Here is a 13649-nt window from a genome sequence, read left to right on the forward strand (position 1 = left end):
TTTAGACGCTCAACAGCAGGAACTCACGTTCCCAGGAACTGATCACCCGCTTGAAATTCTCATGTTCGGCGCGTTTGACCGCCACGTAGCCGCGCACGAACTTCTCGCCCAGGTACTGCTTGACCGTGTCGCAATCCTCCATCCGCGCCAGCGCGTCTTCGAGGGTGAACGGCAGGCGCAGGTTGCGGCGCTCGTAGGCGCGGCCTTCCACCGGGGCGCTGGGCTCGATCTTTTCGATCATGCCCAGGTAGCCGCACAACAAGCTGGCGGCAATCGCCAGGTACGGGTTGGCATCGGCGCCCGGCAAACGGTTCTCCACGCGCATCGCGTCGGGACTGGAAGTGGGCACGCGCAGGCCGACGGTGCGGTTTTCTTCGCCCCACTCGACGTTGACCGGTGCCGAGGTGTCCGGCAGGAAGCGGCGGAACGAATTCACATTGGGCGCGAACATCGGCAGCAGCTTTGGGATGTACTTCTGCAACCCGCCGATGTGGTGCAAGAACAGCTGGCTCATCTTGCCGTCGGCATCGACAAACACCGGCTTGCCGGTGGCGATGTCCACCACGCTCTGGTGCAGGTGCATGGCGCTGCCCGGCTCGTCGGCCACCGGCTTGGCCATGAAGGTGGCGGCCACGTTGTGCTTGAGCGCCGCTTCGCGCAGCGTGCGTTTGAACACGGTGATCTGGTCGGCCAGGTGCAGGACATCGCCGTGGCGGAAGTTGATTTCCATCTGCGCCGGGCCGTCTTCGTGGATCAGCGTGTCGAGGTCCAGGCCCTGCAGCTCGCACCAGTCGTAGACGTCTTCGAACAGCGGATCGAATTCGTTGGCGGCGTCGATGGAAAATGACTGGCGGCCGGTTTCGGCGCGACCGGAGCGACCCACCGGGGTTTTCAACGGCAGGTCCGGGTCTTCGCAGCGCTGGGTCAGGTAGAACTCCATTTCCGGCGCCACAATCGGCTGCCAGCCTTGCTCGGTGTACAGCTGCAGCACCTTTTTCAGCACGTTGCGCGGCGACAGCTCAATCGGGTTGCCCTGCTTGTCATAGGTGTCGTGGATCACAATCGCGGTGGGCTCGATAGCCCACGGCACCACGTACGTGGCGTTGGACACCGGGCGGCAGATCATGTCGATGTCGGCCGGGTCGAGCAGGTCGTAATAGATATCGTCGTCGACAAAGTCCCCGGTCACCGTTTGCAGCAACACACTTTCCGGCAGGCGCATGCCTCGCTCATGCAGGAACTTGTTGGTGGGCGCAATCTTGCCGCGTGCGATGCCAGTCAAATCACTGATCACGCATTCGACTTCGGTAATCTTGTGTTCTTTCAGCCAGGCGGACAGCTGATCGAAGGGGGCGTTCATAAGGACCTCGTCATGGGTTGGATGCATGCGCCTGCTTGTACTCGCGGCGCATTGAGGTCTATCTTGATGCCGCCGCACGCCGGCATCTATCCACTTTGCACCCACCATAACGCACCAATAGAGTGCGCCCAGGTTACCCATGACACAGGCAACAGCTTTGCGCGTACAGGCTTTCACCACCGGTGATGTGGCCGCTCAATGCAGTGCGACACCCGGTTGGGTGCAGCAGTACCAGCAGATGTCCCCAGGGCATTTTGCCGGGCGGATCCGTTACCTCGACCTGCAAGGCGTGCAGGTGTACGAAGAGTGCATGAACACGCGCGTGGAGCAGAACTTCAACGCGCCGCCCGGTGCATTGGCGTTCTGTTTCGATGGCAGCGACAACGCGCTGTACCTGCTCAATGGCGAAAGCCGCAACACCTGGATCACCCCGGAAAACTACCGCGAAGTGGCCGTGGTGTTCGGCCCGCAGTTCGTGCAGCGCCAGGGCCTGGATGTGGCCCGACTTGAAGGCCTGTTCATGGCGCCGCTGACCTGTCAGCAGAACGCGCTGTTCACTCGTTGGCTCAGCGGCACCCTGACGCGGTTGTCCGCCACACTCGACCCGATCAGCCGCGACGCCCTCACCCAGCAGTTGCTCGACGATTGCCTGTTCATCCTCGACAACGCCTGCGTGTGCCTGGACCGCAGCTCATTGCAGCGACGCAGCGACGAACGCCTGCTGATGGCGCGCATCGGCGAGTGGGCAGCGGATGCGCCGGATGAAACCGTCAACTTGCTGGAATTGGCGCAAATCGCCGGCGTGCCGCTGCGCCAGTTACAGCAAGGCTTCAAGACCTACACCGGAATGAGCCCGGCGCAGTGGTTGCGTCTGCGCCGCTTGAACGGGGCGCGGCGCGAGTTATTGACCTCAGCCGACACCACCGTGGCCGAGGTCGCGATGAACTGGTCGTTCTGGCATTTGGGGCGGTTTTCGAATAGCTACCGCGCATTGTTCAAGGAACTGCCCAGTGAAACCCTGAAGCGCTCCAGCTGAAAGGCGGGACGGCAGAACCATTCGCGATAACTTGTAAAACCCCGCACTTCCCCCTAGCTTATGCGCCCCCCCGTCCTGCGCTTTAAGGCCCTGCCCCCATGGTTTTGCGTTTTCGTCCTGCCGTTCACTCACGTTTCGCCCTCGGCCTGCTGCTCAGCGGCGGCATCGGTAGCAGCCTGGCGGCTGAAATAGAGCTGCCGGCGGTGAACGTCCAGGGCCAGGACGAGGCCGGCTACCGCAGTGAAACCGCATCGGTCGGCGGCTTCGATGAAGCGCCATTGCTGGACACCCCGGCCTCGATCACAGTGATCAACGCCGCGCTGATCAAGGACCAGCAAGCGCGCCTGCTCAGCGAAGTGCTGCGCAACGATGCCTCGGTCGGCGACAGCTACGCACCGATTGGCTATTACGAAAACTTCGTGGTGCGCGGCTTCTCGCTCAATGCGGCAAGCAGCTACAAGATCAATGGGCGTACCATCACCGGCGAGCAGAACGTCGCCCTCGAAAACAAGCAACAAGTGGAAGTGCTCAAGGGCCTGGCCGGTGTGCAGAGCGGTATTGCCGAGCCCAGCGGTGTGATCAACTACGTGACCAAACGCCCGCAGGACGTGCGCTCGGTCACGGTGTCCACCGACGATCGCGGCAGCGGTTATATCGCCACTGATGTCGGCGGCTGGTTCGGCAGCGAGCAGCAGTTTGGCCTGCGCGCCAACGTGGCCCATGAAGACCTCAACAGCTATGTGGAGCACGCCAATGGCCAGCGCGATTTCGTGTCCCTGGCGTTCGACTGGACGATCAGCCCCGACGCCGTGCTGCAACTGGATGCGGAATACCAGAACAAGCAACAGCGTTCGGTGCCCGGTTATCAGTTGCTGGGCGGCACCGAGGTGCCCCACGATGCCTCGCCGAAAAAACTGCTGGGGCACCAGAGCGGTTCCAAACAGGTGGGCATCGACTCGCTGAACCTCAACGGCAAGTTCGAATACCGTTTCAGCGATCAGTGGAAAGGCAGTGTGAGTGCCGCGCGCAGCAAGGTGGTGATTGATGACTACAGCGCGTTTGCCTGGGGCTGTTATGGCTCGACCAGCTGTAGTTCATCGAGCGTGCCCAACCATTTCAGCCCCGAAGGCAACTACGACGTCTACGACTATCGCAGCCCCGACGATACCCGCCGTGACGATGAAGTGCAGGCTGCAATGACCGGGCTGTTCGACACCGGCGGCCTGGGCCACGAGCTGACTGTGGGCAGCAGCGCGTTTCGCCGAGTGATCGACAAGCGCGAAGCGGTCAACGCGTACATTGGCAGCGGCAATATCAACGAAGACGCACCGACCTTCGCGCCCACCGACGAACCGCTGAAAGACAGCCACCGCAACCTCGACAGCCGCCAGTACGGGCTGTTCGTCACCGACCGCATTCGCTTCAACGAGCAATGGCAAACCATTCTTGGCGGCCGCGAAGTGCGCCTGGATGAAAAAGCCTATGACGATAATGGCAACCAGGCTCGCCACACCCAGCAATACGTGTTCCTTCCTCAAGCTTCGTTGATTTACAAACCAGTGGAAAACATCTCGCTGTACACCAGCTACAGCAAAGGCCTGTCGCTGGGCGGCACGGCGCCTTGGTTCGCTGAAAACGCCGACGAAACTCTGGCTCCAACCGTGTCACGGCAAATCGAAGCCGGCGTGAAATACGACTGGCGCCGAATTAGCTTCGCCGCCGCCGTATTCCAGACACATCAGGCCTATCAGTACGCCAAACCGGAAGATGGCAAGTTCACCTACGTGCAACAAGGCCAACAGAAAAATACCGGCCTGGAACTCTCCGCCAACGGCTGGGCCACCGACCGCCTGCAAATCGCAACCAGCGTGGCGGCGATTCGCGCGCGCGTGAGCAACAGCGGCACGCCGGAATACGAAGGCCATCAGGCGATCAACGTGCCCACGCTGCGCGCCAGCGTGTACGCCGACTATGCGTTGCCGTGGGTGAACGGTCTGGCGCTGCTCGGCGGTGTGCAATACAGCGCCAAGAAATACGCCAACCGCACCGGCAATGTTGAAGTGGGGGATTATGCAGTGGTCAATGTCGGCAGCCGCTACACCACCAAAGTCGACGGCTATGAAACCGTGTTTCGCCTGAGCGTCGACAACCTGTTCGACAAGCGTTACTGGCGCGACGCCGGCGAATACATGGGCGATGACTACCTGTTTCAGGGCGCGCCGCTGACGGCGCGCCTGAGTGCTTCGGTCAACTTCTGAACACCCGCGGCGCTGCCAGACACAGCGCCGCCACGCCACAGATCAACAGGCACCAGCCCAGGTTCTGGGCCCAGGCCACCAGCCCAAGCCCGGCGCCGATCATCAAGTAATACAGCAAGCCGAACACTGCGGCGGCCGTGCCAAGCCGGTCGGGATAGCGCACCAGCGCGGCACCCAGCACATTCGGGATTGCCATGCCGAATGCCAGCACCACCAACAGCATCGGCCATACAAAAAGCCAGCTGTCTTGCAGCAGCACGACGAGCAAGCCCCCCAGTGCCGCTACGCCAGCGGCGCTCAGCACCAACTGCTCACCGTTCATGCCACGCCTTAGCAACCGCTTGTTCAGCCACGCCCCAAGCCCCGAACCCAGCGCCAGCAGCACGCCGCTGTAGCCGAACTCGGCAGCGGACAAACCCAGCCGCGCGAAGATAAACGGCCCCACGCTGTAATAGCCGAACAGCGCAATATTGAACGCCGCCACCAGGCCGACCGAGCGCCAAATGCCTGCGTCCCTGAGCATCAGGCCCAGCGTTTCGGGCAGCGACGCCGTCGACACTGAGGCAGGACGCGTCTCGGGCAAGGCCCACAGGCACCAGCCCCACAACGTCAGCGCCGCCAGCAGCAACCCGGCCAGCATGCCGCGATAACCGAAGTACGCCACCAGCGTCGCGCCACTGAACAAACCCAGCGCAGGACTCGCAGCCAGGGCGACGCCCATTATCGAAAACACCTGGGCCAACTGCGCACCGTGGAAGCGATCGCGCAGCACGGTTTGCGTCACCACCGAGGCGACCGCCGCACCAAACGCCGCCAGCGCCTGGGCCACTAACAAGGCATTGAACGTGGTCACACTCAAGGCCAGCACCGAGGCCGCCACATACAGGGCCAATCCGGCCAACATCACCGGCCGCCGCCCCCAGCGATCACACAGCCGGCCCCACACCACGACCCCGAATGCGAACGCCAGGAAATACACCGACAGGGTCTGCCCTGCCCGTTCGGGCCCAACCGCAAACGCTTCGCCGATATCACCCAGGGCCGGGCTGTAAAGGGTCTGGGCCAATTGCGGAAACATCAGCAACGCCACAGTCAGCACCAACAAATTTTGAACGTTCATCGACGACTCCTTCGTATAAACAACGCCAGGAGTTTAAGGACCGGCAACTGGGGTATTATCCAAACTTCGCCATTTTATCGATCAAATCGGACAACCTATGGCCTGGCTTGCCGCCGACGCGTCTTTCGACCCCGACCGCCTGCCGGCGCCGGTCATCGGCATCGCCGCACTGCTCGGCGACCATGACTCCGGCCTGCATCGGCACCAGCGTGGGCAACTGTTGTTTACCCAACAGGGCTGCACCCGCATCACTTTGGACAACCAACTGTGCCTGCTGCCGCCCTCCCGCGCGGCATGGATCCCCTGCGGTGTGCCCCACCGCGCGGTGATGCACAAAACCGTGGATTACCGTTCGGTCTACCTGAGCGCGGCATTGGCTGATCAGTTGCCCAAACAGGTGCGAGTCATCGAAGTCAGCGCCTTGCTGCGGGCGGTGCTGGAACCCATGGCGATGGCGCCGTTCGAGACCGATTGGCACGCCGGCCGGCATGCCCATCTATTGGGGTTGTGCCTGGATGAAATCCGGCAGGCCGCTGAACAACCGATGCTCCTGCCCTTGCCGCACGACAAGCGCCTGGCCCCGTTGCTGGCCGATCTCGACAGGTTGCCGCCAACGCTGCAAGCGCTGGAAAAACAGATTGGCGCCAGCACCAAGACCATCGGCCGGATTTTCCTGCGGGAAACCGGCCTGGGGTATCAGCAATGGCGCCAGCAGTGGCGCTTGATGCGGGTCATCGAACTGCTCGCCACCGGGCGCAGCCTGGGCTACTGCGCTTTCGCGCTGGGCTTTGCCAGTGACAGTGCGTTGATCGCCTTTTTCAAGGGCATGACTGGCACCACGCCACGCGGGTATTTCAAATCAAGCTGAAGGCTTACTTGGGTATCTTGCGAAAGCCCACGGCCAGGCGGTTCCAGCTGTTGATAGTGGCGATGGCCACGCTCAAATCGACCTGCTCCTGGGCGCTGAACTCGGCGGCCAGCGCGTTGTAGTCTTCGTCTGCGGCGTGGGTCTGGCTGAGCAGGGTGAGGCTTTCGGCCCAGGCCAGGGCGGCACGCTCACGCGGGGTGAAAAACGGCGTTTCACGCCAGGCCGACAGGGTGTACAGGCGGCGCTCGGTTTCACCGCCCTTGCGGGCGTCGGCGGTGTGCATGTCGAGGCAGAAGGCGCAGCCGTTGATTTGCGAGACGCGCAGGCGCACCAGTTCCAGCAGCGGGAGTTCGAGGGACAGTTTGCCGACAGCGCCTTCCAGGGCGAGCATGGCTTTCATGGCGTCCGGGGAAGCGGTGTAGAAATCGGTACGGGTTTGCATGGTGATACTCCAGAACGGTGGGGATTGGTGGCCAGAGTAGTCACCGTGAGTGCCTGGAGAAATATCCAATTGCGGGGAAGATTGGGTGGCCAATGTGGCGCCCGTGCGGGAAGGTAAAACGATCAACCCGGCAACGGAATCACCCGCAGCCGCCTGACCGACTTGTACGAAAAACTCGAATAGATCTCCTTGACGCAGGGCAGTGTTTGCAACACTTCGCGCGCAAATTCCCCGAACGACTCGAGGTCCTTGGCCACCACCTCAAGCAAGAAGTCATAGCGCCCGGACACGTTATGGCACGCCACGATCTCGGGAATTTCCAACAACCGCTGCTCAAAGGCGCGCGCAATGTCCTGGGTATGACTTTCCATCATGATGCTCACAAATGCGGTCACCCCATACCCCAGCGCCTTGGGCGACAGGATCGCCTGGTAGCCGCTGATCACCCCGCTCTCTTCCAGGCTGCGCACCCTGCGCCAACACGGTGAGGTGGTCAGGGCCACGCGATCAGCCAGCTCGGCCACCGTCAGCCGGGCATTGCCTTGCAGCGCGTTTAACAGTGCTTTATCGGTGCGATCCAGACTCACGGGCATGATGTGCCTCTATTCATTGTTTTTATCGACGTTTCGACCCTTAACCCGGGCATTTCCAGCAAATTTTGCAACGTTCATCTTTGGTTATGAGCATAGCATCGTAGGAAATAAGGAGCGTCCGGCATGAACAATAAACACAATGCATTCGGCTTTTCCACTCGCGCCATCCACCACGGCTATGACCCCAAGGACCACCACGGCGCCCTGGTGCCGCCGATCTATCTGTCTGCCACGTTCGCGTTCCCCACGGCTGAATACGGCGCTGCCTGTTTTGCCGGAGAAGCCAGCGGCCACTTCTATACGCGTATCTCCAACCCGACCCTCGCGCTGCTGGAATCGCGCATGGCCACCCTGGAAAACGGCGAGTCCGCCGTGGCGTTCAGCTCCGGCATGGGCGCGATTGCCGCGACGTTCTGGACCCTGTTGCGTCCGGGCGATGAGGTAATAGTCAGCCAGACCCTCTACGGCTGCACCTTCGCCCTGCTGCACCACGGCATCGGCGAATTCGGCATCAAGGTGCGCCACGTCGACCTGACCGATCTGGCCGCCTTGCGTGCGGCGCTTTCCCCCGCGACCCGCATGATCTACTGCGAGACGCCGGCCAACCCCAACCTGCGCCTGGTGGACATTGCGGCGGTCGCCGCGCTTGCCCACCAGCAGCCCAACGTTACCGTGGTGGTCGATAACACCTACTGCACGCCCTACCTGCAACGGCCTCTGGAACTGGGCGCCGACGTGGTGGTGCACTCGGCGACCAAATACCTCAGTGGCCATGGCGATATCACCGCCGGCATCGCCGTGAGCAACCAGGCCCTGGCGCAACGCATTCGCCTGCAAGGGCTCAAGGACCTGACCGGCGCGGTGATGTCACCGCAGGATGCGTCGTTGCTGATGCGCGGTCTCAAGACATTGGCCCTGCGCATGGACCGCCATTGCAGCAATGCCCTGGCGGTGGCCGAAGCGCTGCAGGCACACCCGGCCGTGCAGTGGGTGACCTATCCCGGGTTGCGCTCTTTCCCACAATACGAATTGGCAGCGCGGCAGATGAAGCAGTCCGGCGGCATGATCGCCTTTGAACTCAAGGGCGGCATTGCAAGCGGGCGCCGCTTCATGAACGCCCTCAACGTGTTCACCCGTGCGGTCAGCCTGGGCGATGCCGAATCACTGGCCCAGCACCCGGCCAGCATGACCCATTCCACCTACACGCCCGAAGAACGTGCGCAACACGGCATCAGCGAAGGCCTGGTGCGTTTATCGGTCGGGTTGGAGGACATCGCCGACCTGCTGGAGGATATCCATCAAGCCCTGGCCAAGTGCACCCGCACCGTCGCGTCCCGCCGGGTCCTGGTAGAAGAGCACAGCGTGAAATAAGCCTTAGGCACCCAGTAACGCTTTCCTACAAACGGTGGTCGGACTGGTCTGACCACCGTTATGCGTTTTTAATCTGATTTTTTCCAGATTGGATCCCCATGCTTTCGTCAGGCTGTACTAGCATAGGTGCTCGACGGGTGCATTATCACTGCAGATTATTCACCCTGGTTACCTTCTTAAATCCCGTCGCGATAAGGCTGAATACCTGCACTGGAAACTCATGGACGAATTGATGAACTCACACCTGTTCCCACATATAGGCAAGGTCATCGCCAGCACCGGCAGTCGCCATTTCCCACGCATGCTGCATGACCTCATCCTGACCCAACTGGCAGTGGACGCCACCCATATCACGCAATTGCGGGTCAGTGCCGAAGGCCACACCCGCCGCAGGATCAGCCCGGTCTACACCGATTCGGTAGCCGCCTTGGGTGAAGAACAGCCCGTCGCCCAGCTGCACCTCACGCGCCGCAGGGACGACGTGCGCTACGTACTGTCGGTGTACCGCTCGCACCAGTCAGAAAGTTTTTCGCCGCAGGAACGCAGCATGCTGCAGGACTTCTCCACGCTGCTGCTGCCCATGGTCGAAAAACACATCACCGCGATCCAGCCTTGCCGCCCGACCAGCGAACCGGTGATGCCGGAAAACCAGGGTATCGAAACCCTGCGCCGGCGCATTGAAGAACGCCTGGTGCAATCGGGCCTGACGCTCTCCAACCGCGAACTCGAAGTGTGTGTCGGCCTGCTGGCCGGGCGCACTGCACCGCAATTGGCAGAGCAACTGGCACTCAAGGTCAACACCATCGAGAGCTACCTCAAGCGCGCGGCGATCAAGCTGGGCATCAGCGGGCGGCATTCGTTGTTGCGGTGGATGTACGCGACCGAGGAAGGCACGCTTACAGCCCTCTGAATCACCAAAACCTGTGGGCGCTGGCTTGCCAGCGCCCACATTTGATAGTTGCCGTCAGTCCCTGGCCAACGCCTCAATCGGGTCCAGCCGCGCCGCATTCCTGGCCGGTACAAAGCCAAACACAATGCCGATCAGGGTCGAGCACGCAAACGCGGTAATGATCGAGCCGAGTGAAAACACCATTTCCCATTCCTTCACAAACAACGAAAACAGATAGCCGATCGCAAAGGACAACGAGATCCCGATCATCCCGCCGATCAAACACACCATCACCGCTTCCACCAGAAACTGCTGGCGGATGTCCGACTGCCGCGCGCCCACGGCCATGCGAATACCAATCTCACGCGTGCGCTCGGTCACCGACACCAGCATGATGTTCATCACCCCGATACCGCCCACCAGCAACGAAATTACCGCGATCAGCGACAACAGCAGCGCCAGCGAGCGGCTGGTTTTCTGCACCGTTTGCATGATGCTGTCGAGGTTATTGGTGAAGAAATCCTTGGTGCCGTGACGTTGCAGCATGAGTTTATTGACGTTTTCTTCCACCACTTTGCTCGGCTGGCCGTCCTTGATACGCACGGTGATGCTGTCCAGATGGCGCTGCCCCAACAGACGCCCCGCCGCCGTCTCATAAGGCACCCACACGTTCAGCGCCTTGCTGGCGGCGAACATGTTTTTGTTGTCGGCCGTTACACCAATCACCGTGCACGGCAGATTGCCGACCAGGATCACCTGGCCCAACGGGTCCACATTCGGTCCGAACAAGCGATGTCGGGTGTTGTGGTCGATCACCACCACCTGGGCCTGGCGCCGCGCGTCACTTTCGCTGAAGGCAATCCCGGCTTCCAGCTTCAACCCCTTCACTTTGAAGTAGCGGTCGCTGACGCCATTGACCTGCGCATCCAGGTCGATATTGCCAAAGCGCAGCAGCAGGTTACGGCCCACCACCGGCGTGGCGCTGTCGACGTAATACAGCTGATTCAACGCCTCCACGTCCGAGGGCATCAATGTTTCGATGGCGGATGCGCGGCTGTCACCAAAACTGGTGCCGGAAAAGATGTCGATGGTGTTGCTGCCGATCGCCTGGATGTCTTTAAGCACATAACGCTTGGCGCCCTCACCGATGGCCGAGATCGACACCACCGAGGTGATGCCGATGACAATCCCGAGCATCGTCAGCAGGGTGCGCATGCGATGGGAAATCAACGCCACCCAGGCCATGTTGAATGCTTCCTTGAACAACCCCAGGCTCGCCACCAGGCGCCGTGCGCCGCTGCGCCGGGTCTCGATGGGCGCCTCGGCGGGCACCTCCAGGCCGACGCTGTCGTTGGCCTTGTCGGCGACAATCTCGCCGTCACACACCTCGACAATGCGCTGGGCATTGGCGGCCACCTTGGGGTCGTGGGTGACGATAATCACTGTGTGCCCGGCGGCGTGCAGCTCGGCAAGGATGCGCATCACCTCCTTGCCGCTGTGGGTGTCGAGGGCGCCGGTGGGTTCGTCGGCGAGAATCACTTCACCGCCGTTCATCAGCGCGCGGGCGATACTCACCCGTTGTTGCTGGCCGCCGGAAAGCTGGCTCGGCCGGTGGCTGGTGTGCCCCGCCAGGCCAAGGCGGGTGAGCAAATCCCGGGCGCGGCTGTGGCGTTGCGTCTCTGGCGTGCCGGCGTAGATCGCCGGCATTTCCACGTTGTGCAAGGCGCTCAGGTGCGCGAGCAAATGGTAGCGCTGGAAGATAAAACCGAAGTAATCGCGGCGCAGTTCCGCCAGTTGCTCATCGCCGAGCGAGCGGGTTTCGATGCCATTGATTTTGTAGCTGCCGGCGGTGGCGTAGTCCAGACCGCCGAGGATGTTCATCAGGGTGGATTTACCCGAGCCCGAGGCGCCGATGATCGCGACCATTTCTCCGGCATGGATGGTCAAGTCGATGCCCTTGAGCGCGATGAATTCGCGCTCGCCGGCCATGAAACTGCGGGTGATGCCCTTGAGTTCCAACAGTGGCTGGGTCATGCGTCAGTTCCCCGCCACAACAGGCGTTGCGTCACCGATCACGACCTTATCGCCCTCGACCAGGCCGTCCAGAATCTGCACTTTGACGTTGTTATTGATCCCGGTCTTCACATCCCGCGACACGGCTTTGCCCTTGGCATCCAGCACGCGCAGCGGGTAGCTGCCATCGGCGTTGCGTGAGCCGAGTGCCGCCACCGGCACCATCAGCGCGGCCTGGGCGGTGTCGAGCACGATACGCACCTGAGCGGTCATGGCGATGCGCAAGCGATGGTCAGGGTTGGGCACGTCGAACAGCGCGTTGTAGAACACCGCGGTGTTTTGCTTGGGCGTGCCGGCGGTCTGGGTTTCGAGGAAGTTCTGCGGCGCCGGCTCGGTCCCGCGCAGCTTGGCGTAGTAGCGCTTGTCGGCCTCGCCGAGGATGGTGAAATACACCTGCTGGCCGGGGCTGATGTGAATCACATCCGCCTCGGACACCTGGGCCTTGACGGTCATGGTGTCCAGGTCCGCCAGCTTGAGCAGCACCGGCGCCAGCTGGTTGGCGATCACGGTCTGGCCTTCCTGGGTGACGATGCCGACCACATCCCCGTCAATGGGCGCGACGATGCGGGTATAGGCCAGGTTGACCTTGGCGGTGTCGATCTGGATGTGCGCACTCTTGATCTGCGCATCCAGGGACAGCAGGTTGGCTTGCTGCACCTGGAAGGTGGATTGCGCGTCTTCAAAATCCTGACGCGACACCGACTCGTCGATCTGCAAGCCTTTGTAGCGCTCGTAGACAGACTTGGCCTGCTTGAGCTGCGCCGCCGTGGCGCGGCGCTGGGCCTGCAGGTTCTCTTCATCGACCTGGGCTTTGCGCAAGGTGTTTTGCAGGATCAGCGGGTCGATTTCGGCGAGCCATTGGCCTTTTTTGACCTTGTCACCGACCTTGACCTTGAGTGACTTCAACTGCCCCGAAACCTGGGCACCGACGTCAACCTGTTTGATGCCTTCGAGCACGCCCGTGGCCAACACGGCATTTTCAATATCACCCCGTTCAGCCGTGGCGGTGAGGTATTGCGGTGTGTCGGCGGGCGCTTGCACCGTATACACGACAAGGCCGATGGCAACCGCCAATACCGCGAGCATTCCGAGTTTGCGAAACGTTGACTTATCCATAAATGACCATAAAAAGATGAAGAGGGTCTGAAGCGAAAACGGCCTGGTGTGGGCGCTGGATTGCCTGTGCTTGCTGAGTGTCAGTCACCCTATGCCGGGCTGATACACCGCTATCGCAGGCAAGCCAGCTCCCACCTTAGGAGCTCCACGCGTCAGGAACAGATCAAGCGGCTTTTGATTTGCTTTTGACCTTGATCTTGCTCTGAGGCGCCCCGTTAAACCACGCTGGCCGAACGCAGGCTTTGGAGCGTGGGTAACCCGGCAGGACGCCGGGTTAGCCGCGTTGGGCCAAGGATGGCCCATCACGGCGGCCCACGCTCCAAAGCCTGCATGAGGGCACACCGAGCCTAAGCGAGGTGCCGAGTGGTGGGGCGAAGACCTTTTGGTTACTTTTGTGTCTTTACAAAAGTGACCCGCTGTAAGAGCGGAACCATAAGTGGCCGTGACCGCAGCAATGGATAGGTACACTGCCGCACCGCTATCGCAGGCAAGCCAGCTCCCACCTTCAGTTCGGTGTATGCCA

Annotated in this window: 11 protein-coding genes; 5 read left to right on the plus strand and 6 right to left on the minus strand. The window is 61.4% G+C overall.

Features of this window, described 5'->3' with window-relative positions; genetic code table 11:
• Position 1: 1 nt before the first annotated feature.
• On the minus strand, positions 2-1360 hold the full coding sequence (locus ACP7B3_RS27080) for a glutamine synthetase family protein (protein ID WP_426182208.1): 1359 nt from the start codon (positions 1358-1360) through the stop codon (positions 2-4).
• Between the two features lie 139 nt (positions 1361-1499).
• Between ACP7B3_RS27080 and ACP7B3_RS27085 the strand changes: the two genes are divergently transcribed.
• Together ACP7B3_RS27085 and ACP7B3_RS27090 are read left to right on the plus strand one after the other, a co-directional pair.
• On the plus strand, positions 1500-2396 hold the full coding sequence (locus ACP7B3_RS27085; RefSeq protein ID WP_426182211.1) for a helix-turn-helix domain-containing protein: 897 nt from the start codon (positions 1500-1502) through the stop codon (positions 2394-2396).
• Between the two features lie 98 nt (positions 2397-2494).
• Positions 2495-4654, plus strand: a complete 2160-nt coding sequence (locus ACP7B3_RS27090; protein ID WP_426182214.1) for a TonB-dependent siderophore receptor — start codon at positions 2495-2497, stop codon at positions 4652-4654.
• On the opposite strand, the gene ACP7B3_RS27095 is transcribed toward ACP7B3_RS27090, so the two are convergent.
• Positions 4644-5774, minus strand: coding sequence for an MFS transporter (locus ACP7B3_RS27095; protein WP_426182217.1), 1131 nt, complete (start codon positions 5772-5774; stop codon positions 4644-4646). The two genes, ACP7B3_RS27090 and ACP7B3_RS27095, sit on opposite strands and share 11 nt — an antisense overlap.
• 97 nt (positions 5775-5871) lie before the next feature.
• On the opposite strand from ACP7B3_RS27095, the gene ACP7B3_RS27100 reads away from it, so the two are divergent.
• On the plus strand, positions 5872-6642 hold the full coding sequence (locus ACP7B3_RS27100; RefSeq protein WP_369303240.1) for an AraC family transcriptional regulator: 771 nt from the start codon (positions 5872-5874) through the stop codon (positions 6640-6642).
• Positions 6643-6646: 4 nt separating this feature from the next.
• Here ACP7B3_RS27100 and ACP7B3_RS27105 read toward each other — a convergent pair whose 3' ends face one another.
• Together ACP7B3_RS27105 and ACP7B3_RS27110 are read right to left on the minus strand one after the other, a co-directional pair.
• Positions 6647-7084: a carboxymuconolactone decarboxylase family protein gene (locus ACP7B3_RS27105; RefSeq protein WP_426182220.1), complete on the minus strand. Its 438-nt coding sequence runs from the start codon at positions 7082-7084 to the stop codon at positions 6647-6649.
• Between the two features lie 122 nt (positions 7085-7206).
• Positions 7207-7677: an Lrp/AsnC family transcriptional regulator gene (locus ACP7B3_RS27110; protein ID WP_145164653.1), complete on the minus strand. Its 471-nt coding sequence runs from the start codon at positions 7675-7677 to the stop codon at positions 7207-7209.
• Between the two features lie 123 nt (positions 7678-7800).
• On the opposite strand from ACP7B3_RS27110, the gene ACP7B3_RS27115 reads away from it, so the two are divergent.
• Together ACP7B3_RS27115 and ACP7B3_RS27120 are read left to right on the plus strand one after the other, a co-directional pair.
• On the plus strand, positions 7801-9048 hold the full coding sequence (locus ACP7B3_RS27115; protein ID WP_426182224.1) for a methionine gamma-lyase: 1248 nt from the start codon (positions 7801-7803) through the stop codon (positions 9046-9048).
• Positions 9049-9280: 232 nt separating this feature from the next.
• Positions 9281-9958: a response regulator transcription factor gene (locus ACP7B3_RS27120; protein WP_426182227.1), complete on the plus strand. Its 678-nt coding sequence runs from the start codon at positions 9281-9283 to the stop codon at positions 9956-9958.
• A 54-nt stretch (positions 9959-10012) separates the two neighbouring features.
• Here the strand turns inward: ACP7B3_RS27120 and ACP7B3_RS27125 are convergent, their stop codons facing one another.
• Together ACP7B3_RS27125 and macA are read right to left on the minus strand one after the other, a co-directional pair.
• On the minus strand, positions 10013-11971 hold the full coding sequence (locus ACP7B3_RS27125; protein ID WP_426182230.1) for a MacB family efflux pump subunit: 1959 nt from the start codon (positions 11969-11971) through the stop codon (positions 10013-10015).
• Between the two features lie 3 nt (positions 11972-11974).
• A complete protein-coding gene (gene macA / locus ACP7B3_RS27130) occupies positions 11975-13126 on the minus strand; it encodes a macrolide transporter subunit MacA (RefSeq protein ID WP_242197590.1) in 1152 nt (383 codons plus the stop codon).
• Positions 13127-13649: the final 523 nt, after the last annotated feature.

It is taken from the genome of Pseudomonas sp. TWRC1-2, from assembly GCF_049896685.1.
Lineage (GTDB): Bacteria > Pseudomonadota > Gammaproteobacteria > Pseudomonadales > Pseudomonadaceae > Aquipseudomonas.

Excerpts from the sequence above, each read along its gene's own strand:
- ACP7B3_RS27080 (WP_426182208.1), bottom strand. The coding sequence starts at position 1,360 with ATGAACGCCCCCTTCGATCAGCTGTCCGCCTGGCTGAAAGAACACAAG.
- ACP7B3_RS27085 (WP_426182211.1), top strand. The coding sequence starts at position 1,500 with ATGACACAGGCAACAGCTTTGCGCGTACAGGCTTTCACCACCGGTGAT.
- ACP7B3_RS27090 (WP_426182214.1), top strand. The coding sequence starts at position 2,495 with ATGGTTTTGCGTTTTCGTCCTGCCGTTCACTCACGTTTCGCCCTCGGC.
- ACP7B3_RS27095 (WP_426182217.1), bottom strand. The coding sequence starts at position 5,774 with ATGAACGTTCAAAATTTGTTGGTGCTGACTGTGGCGTTGCTGATGTTT.
- ACP7B3_RS27100 (WP_369303240.1), top strand. The coding sequence starts at position 5,872 with ATGGCCTGGCTTGCCGCCGACGCGTCTTTCGACCCCGACCGCCTGCCG.
- ACP7B3_RS27105 (WP_426182220.1), bottom strand. The coding sequence starts at position 7,084 with ATGCAAACCCGTACCGATTTCTACACCGCTTCCCCGGACGCCATGAAA.
- ACP7B3_RS27110 (WP_145164653.1), bottom strand. The coding sequence starts at position 7,677 with ATGCCCGTGAGTCTGGATCGCACCGATAAAGCACTGTTAAACGCGCTG.
- ACP7B3_RS27115 (WP_426182224.1), top strand. The coding sequence starts at position 7,801 with ATGAACAATAAACACAATGCATTCGGCTTTTCCACTCGCGCCATCCAC.
- ACP7B3_RS27120 (WP_426182227.1), top strand. The coding sequence starts at position 9,281 with ATGAACTCACACCTGTTCCCACATATAGGCAAGGTCATCGCCAGCACC.
- ACP7B3_RS27125 (WP_426182230.1), bottom strand. The coding sequence starts at position 11,971 with ATGACCCAGCCACTGTTGGAACTCAAGGGCATCACCCGCAGTTTCATG.
- macA (WP_242197590.1), bottom strand. The coding sequence starts at position 13,126 with ATGGATAAGTCAACGTTTCGCAAACTCGGAATGCTCGCGGTATTGGCG.